The 17492-nt window shown below is 72.4% G+C and carries 15 protein-coding genes; 10 read left to right on the forward strand and 5 right to left on the reverse strand.

Annotated features, from left to right (window positions below):
- Window positions 1-3: 3 nt before the first annotated feature.
- Complete coding sequence (locus tag ACILR4_RS10985; RefSeq protein ID WP_395700891.1) at window positions 4-1743, reverse strand: AMP-binding protein; 1740 nt, start codon at window positions 1741-1743, stop codon at window positions 4-6.
- Between ACILR4_RS10985 and ACILR4_RS10990 the strand changes: the two genes are divergently transcribed.
- A complete protein-coding gene (locus ACILR4_RS10990; RefSeq protein WP_395700892.1) occupies window positions 1735-3249 on the forward strand; it encodes an aspartyl protease family protein in 1515 nt (504 codons plus the stop codon). The genes ACILR4_RS10985 and ACILR4_RS10990 overlap by 9 nt on opposite strands.
- A 7-nt stretch (window positions 3250-3256) precedes the next feature.
- Here ACILR4_RS10990 and ACILR4_RS10995 read toward each other — a convergent pair whose 3' ends face one another.
- Window positions 3257-4189 carry a succinylglutamate desuccinylase/aspartoacylase family protein gene (locus ACILR4_RS10995; RefSeq protein WP_395700893.1) on the reverse strand — a complete coding sequence of 311 codons (933 nt, stop codon included), beginning with the start codon at window positions 4187-4189 and terminating at the stop codon, window positions 3257-3259.
- A gap of 53 nt (window positions 4190-4242) precedes the next feature.
- Window positions 4243-4821: a flavin reductase family protein gene (locus ACILR4_RS11000; protein ID WP_395700894.1), complete on the reverse strand. Its 579-nt coding sequence runs from the start codon at window positions 4819-4821 to the stop codon at window positions 4243-4245.
- Between the two features lie 97 nt (window positions 4822-4918).
- Between ACILR4_RS11000 and ACILR4_RS11005 the strand changes: the two genes are divergently transcribed.
- The 8 genes from ACILR4_RS11005 (at window position 4919) to ACILR4_RS11040 (ending at window position 13951) form a co-directional block, all read left to right on the forward strand.
- A complete protein-coding gene (locus ACILR4_RS11005; protein ID WP_395700895.1) occupies window positions 4919-5362 on the forward strand; it encodes a VOC family protein in 444 nt (147 codons plus the stop codon).
- 18 nt (window positions 5363-5380) lie between these two features.
- Window positions 5381-6280, forward strand: a complete 900-nt coding sequence (locus ACILR4_RS11010) for a LysR substrate-binding domain-containing protein (RefSeq protein WP_395700896.1) — start codon at window positions 5381-5383, stop codon at window positions 6278-6280.
- Between the two features lie 9 nt (window positions 6281-6289).
- A complete protein-coding gene (locus tag ACILR4_RS11015; protein ID WP_395700897.1) occupies window positions 6290-6862 on the forward strand; it encodes a hypothetical protein in 573 nt (190 codons plus the stop codon).
- A gap of 95 nt (window positions 6863-6957) precedes the next feature.
- Window positions 6958-7095, forward strand: coding sequence for a hypothetical protein (locus ACILR4_RS11020; protein ID WP_395700898.1), 138 nt, complete (start codon window positions 6958-6960; stop codon window positions 7093-7095).
- On the forward strand, window positions 7095-8561 hold the full coding sequence (locus tag ACILR4_RS11025; protein ID WP_395700899.1) for an MFS transporter: 1467 nt from the start codon (window positions 7095-7097) through the stop codon (window positions 8559-8561). The genes ACILR4_RS11020 and ACILR4_RS11025 overlap by 1 nt, the downstream gene beginning before the upstream one ends.
- Window positions 8562-8638: 77 nt before the next feature.
- Window positions 8639-12745, forward strand: coding sequence for a patatin-like phospholipase family protein (locus ACILR4_RS11030; protein WP_395700900.1), 4107 nt, complete (start codon window positions 8639-8641; stop codon window positions 12743-12745).
- A 49-nt stretch (window positions 12746-12794) separates the two neighbouring features.
- Complete coding sequence (locus tag ACILR4_RS11035) at window positions 12795-13664, forward strand: pirin family protein (protein WP_395700901.1); 870 nt, start codon at window positions 12795-12797, stop codon at window positions 13662-13664.
- 89 nt (window positions 13665-13753) lie between these two features.
- Window positions 13754-13951, forward strand: coding sequence for a hypothetical protein (locus ACILR4_RS11040; protein ID WP_395700902.1), 198 nt, complete (start codon window positions 13754-13756; stop codon window positions 13949-13951).
- A gap of 118 nt (window positions 13952-14069) precedes the next feature.
- On the opposite strand, the gene ACILR4_RS11045 is transcribed toward ACILR4_RS11040, so the two are convergent.
- On the reverse strand, window positions 14070-15350 hold the full coding sequence (locus ACILR4_RS11045) for an MFS transporter (protein WP_395700903.1): 1281 nt from the start codon (window positions 15348-15350) through the stop codon (window positions 14070-14072).
- A 117-nt stretch (window positions 15351-15467) separates the two neighbouring features.
- On the opposite strand from ACILR4_RS11045, the gene ACILR4_RS11050 reads away from it, so the two are divergent.
- Window positions 15468-16214 (forward strand): hypothetical protein, encoded by a 747-nt coding sequence (locus ACILR4_RS11050; protein WP_395700904.1) that lies wholly within the window; start codon window positions 15468-15470, stop codon window positions 16212-16214.
- A gap of 6 nt (window positions 16215-16220) precedes the next feature.
- On the opposite strand, the gene ACILR4_RS11055 is transcribed toward ACILR4_RS11050, so the two are convergent.
- Window positions 16221-17486 (reverse strand): amidohydrolase, encoded by a 1266-nt coding sequence (locus ACILR4_RS11055; protein ID WP_395700905.1) that lies wholly within the window; start codon window positions 17484-17486, stop codon window positions 16221-16223.
- Window positions 17487-17492: the final 6 nt, after the last annotated feature.

The following is a 17492-nucleotide window of genomic DNA, read 5'->3' on the forward strand; positions in this document are numbered from 1 at the left end:
AAGTCAGATGCGCCGGCTCTGGCCGGCCCAGTACGGCTCGCGCAGCCTGCGCTTGAAGATCTTGCCGGTGTCCTCGCGCGGCAGCGCGTCGTGCAGCGTCACGATGCGCGGCAGCTTGTAGTTCGCCAGCCGCGGCTGCAGCCAGGCCCGTACGTTTTCGGGTGTTAGCGCCCGGCCGGCCTCGTCGGCGCTGGGCTGCACCGCGGCGGCCAGCGCTTCGCCGAACTCCGGGTCGGGAATGCCGAACACCGCGCAATCGGCCACGCCCGGCATCGCCTGCAGGCAGGCCTCGATCTCGGCCGGGTAGATGTTCACGCCGCCGGAGATCACCATGTCGGCCGACCGGTCGACGATGAACAGATAGCCGTCCTCGTCGAGGTAGCCCACGTCGCCCATCGTCAGGAAGCCCTCGCGTTCCATGCCCCGGCGCGCGCCATCGTTGCCCTGGTAGGTGAAGTCGGGCAGGTTCGAGGGCCGCACGTAGATCAGGCCGGCCTGGCCCTGCGGCACCGCGCGGCCCGCGTCGTCGAGGATGCGCATGTCCACACCCTCGATCGGCCGCCCGGCGGACCCGGGCTTGCGCAAAGCTTCATCGGGCCGCAGGAAGCTCATGTAGCCGAGTTCGCTGGAGCCGTAGGCCTCGTGGATCACCGGACCCCACCACTCGATCATCGCGCGCTTCACGTCCGGCGGGCAGGGGGATCCGGTGGAGCCGACGAAGCGCATGCTCGACAGGTCGTGGCGCTCGCGCACGGCCGCCGGCAGGCGCAACAGGCGCACGTACATCGTGGGCACCAGGTAGGCGTGGCTGATGCGGTGCTCGGCGATCAGGCGCAGCGTGTCCTCGGCGTCGAAGCGCCGCTCGAGGAACAGCGTGCCGCTCTGCTGCGCGACGCCCAGCGCGTAGGCATTCGGCGCGCTGTGGTACATCGGCGCACTCAGCAGCGCACGCATGCCGGGCTCCAGGCCGTAGGCCAGCCGCGAGCGGGCCAGCGAGGTGACCACCTGCTCGGGCGTGGAGGGTGCGCGGCGGATACCCTTGGGCCGGCCGGTGGTGCCGGAGGTGTAGAGCATCGCGCCGCGCGGCGCGGCCGCCGGCGTGGCGATGGGCGGCGTGCCGTCGCGCCGCGCTGTCCAGGCGGTGGTGTCGAACACCGGCAGGCCGGCCGGCGCGACGTCGCCCAGCGCCTGCAGCAGCTCGGGTTCGGCGATGAACAGCCGCGCGCCGCTGTCGCGCAGGATGTATTGCACCTCGTCGTGCTTGAAGTGCCAGTTCACCGGGCACCAGGCCGCGCCCAGCCAGCGCGTGGCCAGCATCAGCTCCAGGTTCAGCGGCGTGTTGTGCAGCATCAGCGCCACCACGTCGCCCTCGCCGACGCCCAGCGCCTGCAGCGCGGCGGCCGAGCGCTGATAACGTTCGAAGAACGCGTCAGGGGCGATGGTCTGCTGCTCGAAGACGATGGTGGGCTTCATCGGGTACGGGCGGGATCGGCGAGGACGCCAGTATGCGGCGCGGCCGGCCGGCACAGGATGCGGGTTTTCGCAGTGTGCGGATGTCGCGCAGGCGACCCGCGGCGCGCCGTCGAGCCAGACCCGATGACAAGATTGTAGGCACCCTGGGTTGCCGCCAGATGAAGCTGCGGCGATGGCCGGGCGCCGCGCTCGGATGCACGCGCCACGGGTCGTCGCGCTCGCCAGAATCGCGCGCTTCTTTTGCAGCCGGAGGCAGGCCCCTTGTCCCATCCATCGACCGACCCCGCGATCCCGCCCTTGCTTGCCGCCGCACGCGCCGCGGCCGGCGGCCCCGCCTGGCAGCAGGCGCACGCGCTGCAGTTCGAAGGCCGCATCAGCGCCGGCGGGCTGCAGGGGCCGTACAGCCAGCGCATCGCGCTGGGCGATGGCCGCTTCGTCATCGACTACCGGCTCGGCCCGGCTGCGCTGGCGCGCGGCTTCGATGGCACGGCGGGCTGGCACCGGGGCGCCGATGGCGCGGTGGTGGTGCAGCAGAGCGTGGCGGCGCTTCAGGCCCTGGTGACCGAGGCCTGGCTGCTGTCGCGCGCCTGGCTGCAGCCCGGGCGCGATGCAGCGGCGATGTTCACGCCGGCCGGCGAGCGCGAGGCGCCCGAGGGCCGGCTCAGCCTGCTGCGCTGCAGGCCCGCCGGCGGCGACGAGCTGCTGCTGGGCTTCGACGCTGCCAGCGGGCGCCTGCTGTCCAGCGAGCAGGTGCTGCACGGCAAAGTGAGCGTCAAGCGCTACGAGGACCATCGTTGGATCGACGGGCTGCTGCTGCCGATGCGCACCGTCAGCGGCGGCGGGGATCCGCGCCACGAGGTGCTGGTGCAGCTGGATGTGGCGCGGGTGAACCCGCCGCTGCCCGCCGCGGCTTTCGAGCGGCCGGATGCGGCGCCGCCGCCCACCGGGCTGGCCGCCGGCACCGTTGCCTGCGAGCTGCCGGTGGCATGGCACCAGAACCACGCCTACCTCGATGCGCGCATCAACGGCGCGCCGATGCGGCTGATGCTGGACAGCGGCGGCGTCAACCTGCTCACGCCCGAGGCGGCCGCGCGCGCCGGGCTGGCGATCGAGGGCGCGACGGAGGTGCGCGGGCCTGGCCGTCAGCCGGTGTCGGCCGGCTTCGCGCGGGCCCGCGAACTGGTGCTGGGCGATGGGGCGCTGCGGCTGCAGGACAGCCTGCTGCGTGTGCTGCCGCTGGCCGGCCTGAGTGTGGTGGAGGGCACCGCAATCGACGGGCTGCTCGGCTTCGAGCTGTTCAGCCGCCTGGTGCTGCGGCTTGACGGCAACGCCGGCCGGCTGCAGCTGATCGACCCGCAGGCCTTTGTGCCGCCGCCCGGCGCGCAGCGGCTGGACCTGCGCTTCTATGCCCATGTGCCGGCGGTGCGCGCCCGGGTCGACGGCATCGAGGGCGAGTTCTGGCTCGACACCGGCAACCGCAACGCGCTGACCTTGTTCAAGCCCTTCGTCGCCGCGCATCCGCAGCTGGCCGACGGCGCCGGCGCCGAGACCGTCATCGGCCATGGCATCGGTGGCGCGGTGGGCGGCCGGGTGGCACCGGGCCGGCCCCTGGCGCTGGGCGCGCTGGTGCTCGACGTGCCGGCGCTGACACTGCCCTGCGCCGATGAAGGCGTCACCGCGATCGGGCAGGTGGCCGGCAACATCGGTGGCGCGCTGCTGCGCCAACGGGTGGTCAGCTTCGACTACCGCCGCTCGGCCGTGTATTTCGAGCGCTAGGGCCTCGTCAGTCCAGCGGCCGCGCGAGGTACACGCCTTCGCGGCCGACGATCGGCCGGCGCGTGGGCATCAGCACGGTGCAGCGCTCGCACAGCGCGCGCACTTCCTCGGCACCGTCGGTGGCGATCAGCGCGCCGTCGTCGAAGGTCTCGAAGCCGACCAGCGGCCGGCTGAAGCGGAACTCCGGCGTCTTGATGACCCAGGTCTGCAGCAGCTCGAAGCGCTGCTGCGGCGGCTTGGGTGCCAGCGGCGCACGCTCGATCAGGCCGAAGTGCGCCAGGAAGTCCAGCGCCACCTCGGTGGCCAGCTCGCCGCTGGCGCGCCGGAAGTGGCCGCCGCACTCGGCCACCAGCGCGACGCCGGCGCCTTCGGCCTGGCCATGGCGGCCATGCTGGATCAGCGGCGTGCCGGAGCCCAGGCCCTGTGGCATCACCAGGTGCACGGCGGGCCGGCCGATGGCCAGCGCGGTGTCTGCATTGCGCGCGAACTGCGGGTAGACCCAGAACGGCTGCACATCGGTGCTGGTGGAGTGGAGGTCGAGGATGTGGTCGGCTGCGGCCACTGCGGGCCGCATCGCGCGGGCGCGGGACAGCTCGGGGCTGTCTTCCGCGCCGTCCAGCCAGGCGGCCGACCAGATGCGGTTCATGTTGTGCACCAGCTGGCGGCTTTCCAGCGGCTTCGCGGGGTCGAAGCTTTCGTACGCGGCCACGTTGGCGAAGCTCACCGTCAGGGTGCCGATGCGCGGCCGCACGCCGGTGTCCAGCAGGTGCGTGGCGGCGACCATGCCGCAGAACTCGTTGCCATGCGTCAGCGCGTTCACCAGCACATGCGGGCCGGGGCGGCCGGATTCGAAGCGGTGCACGTAGTCGATGCCGGTGTTGCCGCGGCGATAGGGCGTGAGGTCGCGGGGCAGCAGCTCGAATTCGGAGGTCGGGTTCATCGTGGCAGCGTGGAGAGGGGCGGGCCTCGATTCTGCGGCGCGGCGGCGCGGCCCTACAGCGGGCGTGCCCGGATGGTCTGGCTGGCGACCACGAAGTGGCCGGCGCCCAGGTGGTGCAGGGTGTGCAGCAGCGGGTTGTCGTCGCGGAAGGACCATCGCCCGTTGGCGAACACGCGGCTGTCGGCCGCCGCGGCCAGCACCTCGCCGAAGCTGGTGTCGTAGGCCTCCTCGGTGTGCGGCTCGGGCAGCAGGCGGCATTCGAGCCAGGCCACGCAGCCGGCTTCGACGAGCGGCATGCCCAGGGCCGGGCCGGGGCGGGCTTCGATGCCGTAGCGCGCGAACTTGTCGATGTCCCGTCCGCTGCAGTTGCCTACCGCGTAGGTCAGGTCGGCCAGCGCGGCGCCGGGGATGCACAGCGCGAACGCGCCGCTGGCGCTGACCAGCTCGCGCGTGAAGGTCTTCTTGTCGATCACGACGGCAATGCGCGGCGGCGTGAACTCCACCGGCATCGACCAGGCCGCCGCCATCACGTTGCGCCGGCCCTGGTGGGCACTGGTCACCAGCACCGTGGGACCATGGTTGACGAGCCGGCTGGCATGTTCCGGCGCCACGGGCTGGAAGTGCGGATTCACAAAAAGTCCTGATGAGTGGTGCAACGACAAATTGATTTTCATCGTGCTCGGCAATCGCTAGGATGATGCCATCGCCGCTTCGATGTCCGCTCCTGCCATGCATGCCCCTACGCGCAACCCCGATCTGCTGTCGCCCTTCCACCTGGCGTTTCCGGTGCACGACCTGGCGCAGGCGCGCGCCTTCTACGGCGGGCTGCTCGGCTGCCCGGAAGGCCGCAGCTCGCCCGAGTGGGTGGACTTCAATTTCTACGGCCACCAGATCGTGGCCCACCTGGCGCCGGGCGAGACCGGGCCGTCGCAGCGCAATGCGGTCGACGGCCATGGCGTGCCGGTGCGGCACTTCGGCATCGTGCTGCCGATGGCCGAGTGGGAAGCGCTGGCGCAGCGCCTGAAAAGCCACGGCACCGCCTTCGTGATCGAGCCCTACATCCGCTTCCAGGGTGAGCCGGGCGAGCAGGCGACGATGTTCTTCCTCGACCCCTCGGGCAACGCGATCGAGGTCAAGGCCTTTGCCGACATCGGCAAGCTGTTCGCCAAGTAGCCTGCAGCCGCGCGCGGCATGATCCGCGAGCTGAAGACGCTGGTGGCGGTGGCGCGCGAAGGCACCTTCGCCGCCGCCGGCCAGGCCATGGGGCTGACGCAGGCAGCCGTCAGCGCGCAGATGCAGCGTCTGGAATCCGAGCTGGGTTTCGCGCTGTTCGACCGCAGCGGCCGCGCGGCCCGGCTCAATGCGATGGGCCAGCAGACCCTGGTGCGTGCGCAGGAGCTGATCCGGCTGCACGACGACCTCGGCTCGCGCCGCAGCGGCGGCAGGCCGGCGACCGCGCTGGTCACGGTCGGCGCCATCGCGTCGATGCAGCGCGCCATCCTGCCCGAGGCGCTGGCGCGCTTCCACAGGCAATGCCCGGGCTGCCGCACGCGGGTGCTGCCGGGGCTGTCGATGGGACTGCTCGACCTGGTCGACCAGGGCGAGATCGAGCTGGCCGTGATCATCCGGCCGCCGTTCTCGCTGCACAGCGACCTGCGCTGGACCACCCTGGCGCGCGAGCCCTTCCGGCTGCTGGTGCCGCGCCACGAAGCGGGCGACGACTGGGCCGCGCTGCTCGCCACCCTTCCGTTCGTACGTTATGACCGCGCCTCGTTCGGCGGGCGGCAGGTGGATCGCTTCCTGCGCTCGGGGCACATCCGCGTGCGCGAGGTCTGCGAGGCCGACGAGCTGGACGCCATCGTCCGGCTGGTGGGCCATGGCGTCGGCGTGGCGCTGGTGCCGCAGACGGCCGCGCTGCGCCGCTGGCCGGCGGCGGTGCGGGCCATCGACCTGGGCCACCACACCTTCCACCGCGACATCGGGCTGGTGCACCGTGCCAGCCGCCAGCTGAGCGAGCCGGCGCGCCTGCTGGCCGGGCTGATCGTGCAGGCGGCCGGTGGCCAGGCCATGGACGCGGACAATGACCGTTAGGCGGCACGGATGATCGACGAGGAACGCCACGAATTTCCATCGCCCGACGGCCGCTTCCTGGTCGAGCGCGTTCGCTTCTGGGACGATCGCGGCGGGCCCTACGGCCACCTGAACCTGCTGGCGTTGCCCGAGCGCCGCTTGCTGGTGCGCCTGTCCGACCGCGAGCCTCACCAGGCGCCGCTCTTCCCCGGGCCGGGCCTGGTAGAGCTTCTGATGCCGGACCGCCGTTTGCAGCCGTGGCGCCTGCGCGTCGACCTGGTGGCCGGCAGCTTCGTCACGCACCCGCACGACGAGCCGCAGCCGCTGTCCGAGCTGCCACTGCTGCTGGACGCCCAGACGCCCGAGGACGCCGCGGCGGCCGCGCAACGCTGGCGGCGGCCGCGCGGTCTGCGGGCCCGGCTGTCCGATGGCTTCATGCTGCTTGGTTCATCGGTGCTGGCCGGCGGCGGCTTGTGGATGGGCTTGACCGCACGCACGCTGCGCGAGCGCTGGACCGGCTGGTTCGGCCTGCTGTTCTTCGGCGCCTGCGCGGCGCTGCCGCTGTGGGAGGCCTGGCGCCGGCGGCACCCGCGCCGCGGCTGAAGCGCGCCTGTCGAAATCCGCGCCGCTCGAACGTCGTACAAACACGGGCGGGCGCATGCGGCGCCGTTCCCGGTTCACGATCACAGGAGCATTCCATGCTGGTCCAGGCTTATCTGTCGTTCAAGGGCTGCATCGACATGCCGCTGGGCGAAGCCTTCCGGTCGCCGTGCTGCGGCAGGGTGGTCGACCGCTTCGGCCTGTGCTGGATGGTCGGCATCCCGGGCCAGCCGTGATGCGCGGCACCGAAGCGGAACACGCCGACCCGCGCCGCCGCTGGTGGGCGCTGGGCGTGCTGTGCCTGGGCGTGCTGATGATCGTGCTCGACACCACGATCGTGAACGTCGCGCTGCCCTCGATCCGGGCCGACCTGCAGTTCACCGAGACCACGCTGGTGTGGGTGGTCAATGCCTACATGCTCACCTTCGGCGGCCTGCTGCTGCTGGGCGGGCGGCTGGGCGACCTGTACGGCCACCGGCGCCTGTTCATGGCCGGCATCGCGCTGTTCACGCTGGCCTCGGCCGGCTGCGGCCTGGCCGGCTCGCAGGGCCTGCTGATCGCGGCGCGGGCGGTGCAGGGCGTGGGCGGCGCGGTGGTGTCGGCGGTGGCGCTGTCCTTGATCATGAACCTGTTCACCGCGCCGGCGGACCGTGCCAAGGCCATGGGCGTCTACGGCTTCGTCTGCGCCAGCGGCGGCAGCATCGGCGTGCTGCTCGGTGGGCTGCTGACCGATGCGGTGGGCTGGCACTGGATCTTCCTGGTCAACCTGCCGATCGGCGTGGCAGTGCTGGCGCTGGGCATGGCGCTGCTGCCACCGGCGCGCGTGGCCGCGGCTACCGCGCGGCTGGACGTGGCCGGCGCGCTGGTGGTCACGCTGGCGCTGATGCTGGCGGTGTATGCCATCGTCAACGGCAACGAGGCCGGCTGGCAATCGGCGCGCACCTTGGGGCTGCTCGGCCTGGCGGTGCTGCTGCTGGCGCTGTTCATCGGCATCGAGCGCCGTGTGGTCGCGCCGCTGATGCCGCTGGGCCTGTTCAGGCTGCGCAACCTGGCCACCTCGAACATGGTGGGCGTGCTGTGGGCGGCGGCGATGTTCGCGTGGTTCTTCCTGTCGGCGCTGTACATGCAGCTGGTGCTGGGCTGGAGCGCCATGCAGGTCGGCCTGGCCTTCCTGCCCTCGAACCTGATCATGGCGGCCTTCTCGCTGGGCCTGTCGGCCCGCATCGTGATGCGCTGGGGCCTGCGCCGGCCGCTGGGTGCGGGCCTGGGCCTGGCCGCGCTGGGGCTGGCGCTGTTCGCCCGCGCGCCGGTGGGCGGCAGCTTCGTGGCCGACGTGCTGCCGGGCATGCTGCTGCTGGGCCTGGGCGCCGGCATCGCCTTCAACCCGCTGCTGCTGGCGGCAATGGGCGACGTGGCGCCGCGGGACTCGGGCCTGGCCTCGGGCATCGTCAACACCGCGTTCATGATGGGCGGCGCGCTCGGCCTGGCGGCGCTGGCCAGCCTGGCCGCGGCGCAGACGGCCGCCGCGCAGGCCGGCGGCGCCAGCGCGGTGGCCGCGCTGAATGCGGGTTATCACGCCGCGTTTTGGGTCGGCGCGCTGTTCGCCGCGCTGGCCGCGTTGCTGGGCGCCAGCCTGCTGCGGACGCCGGCGGCGTCGGCCGCAGCGCCCGCGGCCGACGCGGCGCCGGTGGCCTCATCCTGAAACGATCTCGCTTCGACTAGGGATGAACAGGCGCCGCACTGGCGCCCAAAATGCACGGCACAGCCCGGAGTGCCGTGATGCCGCAGCCGCCCGATCTCCTCGAAGCGCAGGTCCAGGCGCGCCGTGCCCGGCTGGCGGGGCAGGGGCTGCCGCAGGGCAGCGGCCGCCTCTGGGGCCGGGCCCGGTCCGGCGGCGGCATCCGCAGCGCCACCTTCTGTTTCGGGCTGCTGCGCGCGCTGGCGCGCCAGGGCCTGCTGCTGCGCTTCGACCTGTTGTCCACCGTCTCGGGCGGCGGCTACATCGGCGCGCTGCTGGGCCGGCTGTTCAGCCGCGCGGCCAGCCCCGCCGACGTGCTGGCGGTGGCCGATGCGATGAAGCACGCCGATTCGCGCTGGTTCACCTGGTGGCTGCGGGCCAATGGCCGCTACCTGATCCCGCGCGGCGCGAAGGACCGCAGCTTTGCGATCGCGGCCTTCGTGCGCAACCTGATCGGCGTGCACTTCGAGCTCGGCCTGATGGCGATGCTGCTGGGCACGCTGCTGGCACTGGTGGACCTGGCGGGCTGGGCCGCGCTGGTCGAGCTGGGCTATGCGCAGCAGGGCTTCACCTTCAGCGCCGCGCGCTACCTGAGCCCCTGGCTGCCGGTGATCTGGCTGCTGCTGCCGCTGGTGGGGCTGGCCGGCGTGCTGGCCGGGCTGGCCTACTGGTCGGTGCCCTGGCTCACGGCCACGGGCCGCATCGACGTGAAGGGCTTCGCGCCGTACTGGCTGGGGGCCATCGGCCTGCTGGTGGGCGGGCTCTGGGTGCATGCGCGCCAGCCCTGGCCGCAGACCGATGTCGGCCAGCTGCAGCGCGGCCTGCTGTGGGCGGTGGGCTGCTCGCTGCTGGCGGCCTGGGTGCTGGCCTTGCCGCTGTGCGCACGGGTGCTGCAGGTCACGCCGGCTGGCTTGTCCACCGCGCAGCGGGCCGACATCGCGCGCAGCCGCCTGACCCGCTGGCTGGCCAATGCGCTGCGCACCGCGGCGCTGCTGCTGCTGCTGGGCGCGGTCGACCGCGCGGCCTGGTACCTGGCCTTCGAGTACGAAGCGATTGCCTCCACCGGCGTGCTGCTGGGCGTCGCGGCTGCGCTGGTGCGCGCGCTGCTGCCGGCCGTCTCGAGCCTGATGCCCGGCAGCGGCTCGGTGCGCGGCATCCTGCTGGTCGGGCGTCTGTTCGGTTATGCGCTGACCTTCCTGCTGGGCGCCTGGTGGGTGGCGCTGGTCTACCGCGCGGGGCTGGGCGCCCTGTTCCAGCGCGGGCCCGATTTCGGCGATGCGCTGGGCGTGCTGCTGACCATCGGCCTGCCGGTGCTGGGCTACCTCTGGCTGTCGGGCCGCAACCTCGATTTCCTGAACCTGTCGTCGCTGCACGTGTTCTACAAGGCGCGGCTGGTCCGCAGCTACCTGGGGGCGGCCAATGCGCGGCGTTTCGGCCAGGCCGGCGCGCTGGGCGCCCTGGGCGTGGTGCCGCCGCACATGCCTTCGGTGCCACAGGGCGTGAGCATCGGCGAGCTGCAGGCCGACGACGACCTGGCGATGGCCGACTACCTGCCGCAGCGCCAGGGCGGACCGGTGCACCTGGTCAACGTCTGCATCAACCAGACGCGCGATCCGCGCGGCGGCCTGTTCAACCAGGACCGGCGCGGCCTGCCGCTGACCATCGCCTCGGGCGGGCTGATGCAGGTGGGGCGCGAAGGCTGGAAGCCGTTGGCGGCCCGCGGCGGGCTCACGCTGGGCAGCTGGGTGGCCATTTCCGGCGCCGCGGTGGCGCCCGGCCTGGGCAGCCTGACGCGCGGCGGCATCAGCGCGCTGGCCACCTTTGCCGGGCTGCGGCTGGGCTTCTGGTGGGACAAGGCCACGCGCGAAGGCCTGGCCACGCGCGCATCGCCGGTCACGGCCAAGTCGCTCGGCCTGCTGCGCGAGACCTTCGGCATCTTCCGCGGCACCGAAAGGCCCGACTGGTTCCTGACCGACGGCGGCCACCTCGAGAACACCGGCGCCTACGCGCTGCTGGCCGAGCGCGCCGAGGTCATCGTGCTGGCCGATTGCGGCGCCGATCCGCGCTATGCCTTCGGCGACCTGGAGAACCTGGTGCGCAAGGCGCGCATCGATCTGCAGGCCGAGGTGCTGTTCCAGCGCCCGCGGCAGCCGCCCGCGCCGCCGCCACCGTCGCCACCGGGCCGCTTCCGCCGGGCGGTGCCGGGCGGCGAGCACGCGCTCGACTGGCCCGAGCCGATGAAGGCCTTCGGGTCGCTGAACGACCTGGCCTCCAGCACCAGCACCGCCTGCCTGGCCTTCGCCACCGTGCGCTACAACGGCGGCCGGCCGGGGCGCGGCATCCTGATCGTCGTGAAGCCGAATGTCTGCGACGGGCTGCCGGTGGACCTGGTCAACTTCAAGGCCGAGAACCCCGACTTCCCGCAGCAGTCCACCGCCGACCAGTTCTTCTCCGAGGCGCAGTGGGAAAGCTACTTCCAGCTCGGCCAGTTCCTCGGCGGCAAGCTGGGCCGCGCGTTCATCGAGCGCCTGGTCGAACGGCCGGAAGACTTCTTCGAGAAGGACGACCGCTCGCCCTTCGACAGCGCGGCGGCGGCCCGCCGGGCGGGTGAGGCGCAGGCCGCCGCGGCGGCCGCCGCAGCGCCGGCCAGCCGGCTGCCGGCACGCATCGGCAGCACCGCCGTGCGGACCACGCTGGGCCTGGGTGCCGCGGCCACCTTCGGCGTCTCGGCCTGGCAGGCCCTGGACAGCCTGCGCAGCAGCGCCACGCGGCAGGTGACCGACGAACGCGCGGCGCTGGCCGAGTTGTCGACGCTGTGGGCGCGGCCACTGCCTTCGGCCACGCCGGGCCTGCCGGCGTCGGGGGCGGCGGCCGCGGGCGCGCTGGCCGCGGCCATCGTGCGCACGGCCGACACGCTGTGCCCGGGCCACGAGGCCGGCTGGTTCCAGCGCTCGCGGCTGGCGCAGCGGATCCTCGAAGATGCCGTGGCCGAGTGCAAGCGCCTGCCTCAGCCGCTGCCGGCGCCCTGCGATGCGCTGCTCGACGCGGTGGAGCTGCGCCGGCCCGAGGCGGTGCCGGGCTGCCTGAAGCCGATCAGCCACGCTTCGGTGGCCGTGCCTTTGCCGCGTTATGGGGTCTACGACTATTCGGCCGATGCGCTGTATGCGCAGGCCCATCCCTGCGACGCGGCGGCCGCCGCACGGGCCGGCGCGGCGGTGCCCGAGGCCTGCGTGGCGCGGGACGTCGCGGCGGCACGCGCCGCGGCGGAGAGCATCGTGGCCCAGGCGCCGATGGCGTTGCCGAAGCCGGTCCTCGGCCCGCCGCGCACGGCGCTGCCGAGTGCGCCCGGCACGGCCCGCACTGCGGCGCCGGCATCCGCCCCTGCAACGACACCCGTCCCGACACCTGCCGCGTCGCCCGCTCCGTCGCCCGCATCCGCCAGCGCATCGGTCCAGGCCAGCGCCCGCCAGGCCGCCGGCGAGTGCGAGGGCCACACCGTGTATCTGCAGATCTACGGACCGGCCCAGGCCGACGCGGCCGAGGCCTATCGTGAGCGCTGGCGTGCGCTGGGCGTCAAGGTGCCGGGCGTCGAGGACGTGCTCGCCACCGCGCGCAGCGCCGGTCGTGCGCGGCCGGTACCGGTCGACCCCACCGCGGTTCGCTATCACACGAAAGACGCGTTGGCTTGCGCCCGCCTGCTGGGGCCCAGCCTGGGCTTCGGCGGCTGGGTGGTCGAGCCGCTGTCCTCGCAGTACACGGCCACGCCCGGCACCATCGAGGTCTGGGTCTCGCCTTCGCAGGCGCCGCTGCCCTTGCCGTCGCCGGCCGATGCGGCCTACCGCGACCAGATCCTGCGGCTCACCGGCAGCGAACGGCGCCAGGCCAGCGCCGAGCTCGTCGCGCGGCCCGCGGCCGAGCAGCCGGCGGTGGTGCGCGCGCTGATCGATGCCCTGCTCGACGAGGACGAGGCACTGAGCTACCGCCGCAACCTCTACATCGCGATGACGCTGGCCCGCATGCCCGAGGGCTGGCCCGGCAGCGCCCTGGACCGGGCTAGGCTGCAGGCCCTGACGCAGAGCCGCCACTACCGCGACGCCACCTTCAAGCGCTGGGTCGACGCCGCACTGGCGCGGCAGCGCGGGGCCTAGACTCGGTGCTTCACCACCCCTTCGACGGGGCATGCCGCCCCGCATCGCCATGCCTGCACTGGACCGATTGCTGCCGCGCAGCCACGACCTGGGCGGCGGTTTCACCGTTCGCCGTGTGCTGCCCTCGGCCCGCCGCCAGGCGGTGGGACCGTTCCTGTTCTTCGATCACTTCGGCCCGGTGACGGCCGGACCCGACGACGACCACGACGTGCGCCCGCATCCGCACATCGGCCTGGCGACGGTGACCTACCTGTTCGAGGGCGCGATGATGCACCGCGACTCCACCGGCGTGGTGCAGCGCATCGAGCCCGGTGCGATCAACTGGATGACGGCCGGCCGCGGCATCGTGCATTCCGAGCGCACGCCCGACGACCTGCGCGGCCAGGTGCGCCGCAGCCACGGCCTGCAGCTGTGGACCGCGGTGCCGGCCGCGCACGAGGAAGACGCGCCGAGCTTCGCCCACACACCCGCCGAGGCGATGCCCGCGCTGGCGCTGCCGGGCGTGCAGCTGCGCGTGCTGGTCGGCGACGCCTTCGGGCTGCAGTCCCCGGTGAAGACCCTGTCGCCCACGCTGTACGTCGACTTCCAGCTGCAGGCCGGGGCTTCGCTGCAGCTGCCCGATGCCGCCGAGGAACGCGCGCTCTACGGCGTCGATGCCGGCTTCGCGCTCGACGGCGAGGCGGTGCCGCCGTTCGAGATGGTGGTGCTCGCGCCCGGCAGCACGCCGCGTCTTTCAGCCGCTAGGGAGAGCCGCGTCGTGATGATCGGCGGCGCGCCGCTGGGCCACCGCTTCATGGTGTGGAACTTCGTCTCCAGCCGCAAGGAGCGCATCGCGCAGGCGCAGGACGACTGGCAGGCACAGCGCATCGGCCAGGTGCCCGGCGAGACCGAGTTCATCCCGCTGCCTGCGCCGCGCTGAAGCCGGATGAAGGTGTCCGAAAACGGCGCGCGAGCCCGCTGCGGACGGCCTACCCTGCAGGCCATGTCCTCACCGAGTGCAAATCCACCATGGCCAGCATCCACCGCGAGATCTCGATCGACACCCCGGCCGACCGGCTCTGGCAGGCCGCACGCGACATCGGCGCGTTGCATACGCGGCTGGTGCCCGGCTTCGTCAGCGACTGCCGGCTGGAAGACGAGGGCGCGGCGCGTCGTCAGCTTCGCCAACGGCCTGAGCGTGAAGGAGCTGATCATCGATTGCGATGACGCGCGCCGGCGCATCGCGTGGACCGCGGTGGGCGGCCGGCTATCGCACCACAACGCCTCGCTGCAGGTGCTGGCCGATGGCCCGCAGCGCTGCCGCGCACTGTGGACGGCCGACCTGCTACCGCACGGGATGGCCCCCGCCATCGCCGGCATGATCGAGCAAGGGCTGGCGGCGATGAAGGCTGCGCTGGAAGCGCAGGAACAGCGTTGAGGCGATCGTCAGGTTCAGCAGGTTCCAGGCCACTCCGTTGATGAAGGCCGCGTGGTAGGAGCCGGTGAGGTCGAACACCACGCCCGACATCCAGCCGCCCAGCGCCATGCCGAACAGCGTGGCCATGATCACGGTGCCCACGCGCGCACCGGCCTCGGCCGGCGGAAAGTGTTCGCGCACGATGATCGCGTAGCTGGGCACGATGCCACCCTGGAACAGGCCGAACAGCGCCGAGATCAGGTACAGCGACAGCAGCCCGTCGAAGGGGATGAACAGCAGCAGCGCCACGCCCTGCAGCACCGAGCCCAGCAGCAGCGTGCGCAGGCCGCCGATGCGGTCGCAGATCATGCCGCTGACCAGGCGGCTGACGATGCCGCAGGCCAGCATCAGCGACAGCATCTCGGCCCCGCGCGCGACGCCATAGCCCAGGTCACCGCAGTAGGCGACGATGTGCACCTGCGGCATCGCCATCGCCACGCAGCAGGCCACGCCGGCCACGCACAGCAGCACCTGCGCCTGCGCCAGGCTCAGGCCGAACGGCCGGTTGGAGGGCTGCACCGGCGGCGGACCGCCCGGGCGCACGCTGGCCGCCGCGGGCTGCCCGACCGGTGGTCGTGTGCGCAGCCTCAGCGCCAGCAGCGGCATCGTCAGCAGGCACAGCAGGCCCAGGGCGAGGTAGGTGTGGCGCCAGCCCTGGGCCTCGACCAGGCGCTGCACGATCGGGGGCCACAGCGCGCCGGCCAGGTAGTTGCCGCTGGCGCAGATGGCCACCGCAATGCCACGCCGGCGCACGAACCACAGCGAGGTGTCCGCCACCAGTGGCGCGAAGGTGGCCGAGCTGCCGAAGGCGCCCAGCAGCACGCCATGCGCCAGCGCGAACAGCCACAGGCTGCTGCTGTAAGCCGCGGCGATGAAGCCCGCGCCCAGGCCCACGGCACCGATGAGCACGACGGTCATCACGCCATGGCGATCGGCCAGCTTGCCCATCATCACGCCGCCCAGGCCGAAGCCGACCATCATCAGCGTGTAGGGCAGCGACGCATCGGCGCGCGCCGCGCCGAACTCGGCCTGCACCGTGGGCAGCACCACCGAGACGACGTACATCGCCGCGCTGCCGATGGTCATCAGCGCCAGGGTGGCCATCAGGCGGGTCCAGGCGTAGCGCGAATCAGCGGCGTGCGTGCTCATCGGAACATTGTGGCGGCTTCAGCGCGGTGGCGGGAATGGCTGCTGCACAGGCGCTTATCCGACCTTGGCCGGCAGCCCGCGCCGCGTACGCTGGCGGGGCAAGACCACCGCCGCCCGATGCCGCTTTCGAAGACCCCGATTTGGTGTGCCGCCTCGCTGCTGGCGCTGACCTGCGTCACGGCCTGCGCCGACCCCGGCTACTACGTCGTCACGGCCTACAGCGACCCCGGCCTGCGGACCGTGGACCTGCGCTACTGGACCGTGGACACGCCCCGGGCGCCCGCCACCCTGTGGCCCGAACTCGGCCTGGGCTGGAACGTGGACGAGCGCTGGTACACCGGCGTGCTGGCCAGCTACATCGGCAGCGAGGGCACGGCCACGCGCCTGAGCACGCTGAACTGGCAGAACGACCTGGTGCTGACCGGCGGCCGCTACCCGGTGGACGTGGCGCTGCACACCCTGGTGACCAAGGACTACAGCGGCGGCCATGCGCTGGAATTCGGCCCGGCGCTGCAGACCGATGTCGGCCGCACCCAGCTGAACTTCAACCTCTTCTTCGCCCGCGCCTTCGGCGCGATGGCCGGCAAGCCGACGCAGCTGAAGTACCAGTGGCAGGCGCGCTACCGCTGGATGCCGGCGCTGCATGTGGGCCTGCAGGGTTTCGGCGAGGTCGGCCGCTGGGACCACTGGCCGGCGTGGCAGAAGCAGTCGCACCGCGCCGGCCCGGCCGTCTTCGGCAAGCTGCCGATCGGTGGCCGAACCTCGGGCGACCAGCCGGTGCAGTGGCAGGCCGCCTGGCTGGTGGGCTCCACCTACGCCCAGCACGGCTCGATGTTCAGCGCGCGCGTGAGCTACGGTTTCTAGGCGAGTTCAGCTTTCGAGGAAGTCGCAGGCCACATGGGCCAGCGCGCGCACGCCCAGCAACAGGCAGGCTTCGTCGATGTAGAAGCGCGGCGAGTGGTTCGGCGCGGCCTTCATCACCTCGGTGCCGTGCGGCACCACGCCGACGAAGAAGAACAGCCCCGGCACCACGCGCTGGAAGAACGAGAAGTCTTCCGAGCCCATCACCTTCGGGACCAGCACGGCGTGCTGCTCGCCGGCCACGCGGTGCAGCGTGGGCGCCATGCGCGCGGTGAGCGCGGGGTCGTTCACCGTCACCGGGTAGTTCTTGGTGATGCACACGTCGCAGCCGGCGCGCGCGCCGCGGCTGATGGCCTGCGCCAGGTAGGTCACGCGTTCGTGCACCTCGTCGCGCATGCCTTCGTCGAAGGTGCGGATGGTGCCGCGCATTTCCACGCTGTCGGGGATGATGTTCTCGCGCACGCCGCCCTTGATGGCGCCGATGGTCACCACCGCGGGCTCGCGCGTCAGGTCCATCTCTCGGCTGACCACCGTCTGCAGGCCCAGCACCACCTGCGCCGCGGTGACGATGGGGTCGACGCCGAACCACGGCATCGCCCCATGCGTCTGGCGGCCGTTGACGGTGATCTTCAGCTTGTCCGAGCTCGCCATCGTCGGGCCGGGCCGGTAGCCGATGGTGCCCACCGGCAGGCGCGAGGTGACATGCAGGCCGAACACCGCGGCGGGCCGGGGGTTGTCCATCGCGCCCTGTTCGACCATCAGCTTCGCGCCGCCTTCCTCGCCTTCGGGCGGCATTTCCTCGGCCGGCTGGAACAGGAACTTCACGGTGCCCTTCAGGCCCGCGCGCAGGCCGGCCAGCACCTCGGCCACGCCCATCAGGATGGCCACGTGGGCATCGTGCCCGCAGGCATGCATCACGCCGACGGTCTCGCCATTCCACTGCGCCTTGACCTTGGACGCGAACGGGATGTCGACCTCCTCGGTCACCGGCAGCCCGTCCATGTCGGCACGCAGCGCGACCACCGGGCCGGGCAGGGCCCCCTTCAGCAGGCCGACGACACCGGTGTGCGCGACGCCGGTCGTCACCTCGTCGAAGCCCAGAGCCCGCAGGTGCTCGGCCACCAGGCCGGCGGTGCGGAACTCGCGGTTGCCGAGCTCGGGGTTGGCATGCAGATCGCGCCGCCAGGCGACGACCTTGGCCTCGATCGCTGCGGCGGCGCTGTCGATCGCACGGGCCAGCGAGCTGGCGGCGGAGGTGGCGGAGATGTCGCCCATGTACGG

The organism is Aquabacterium sp. (assembly GCF_044226965.1).
GTDB lineage: Bacteria > Pseudomonadota > Gammaproteobacteria > Burkholderiales > Burkholderiaceae_C > Pseudaquabacterium.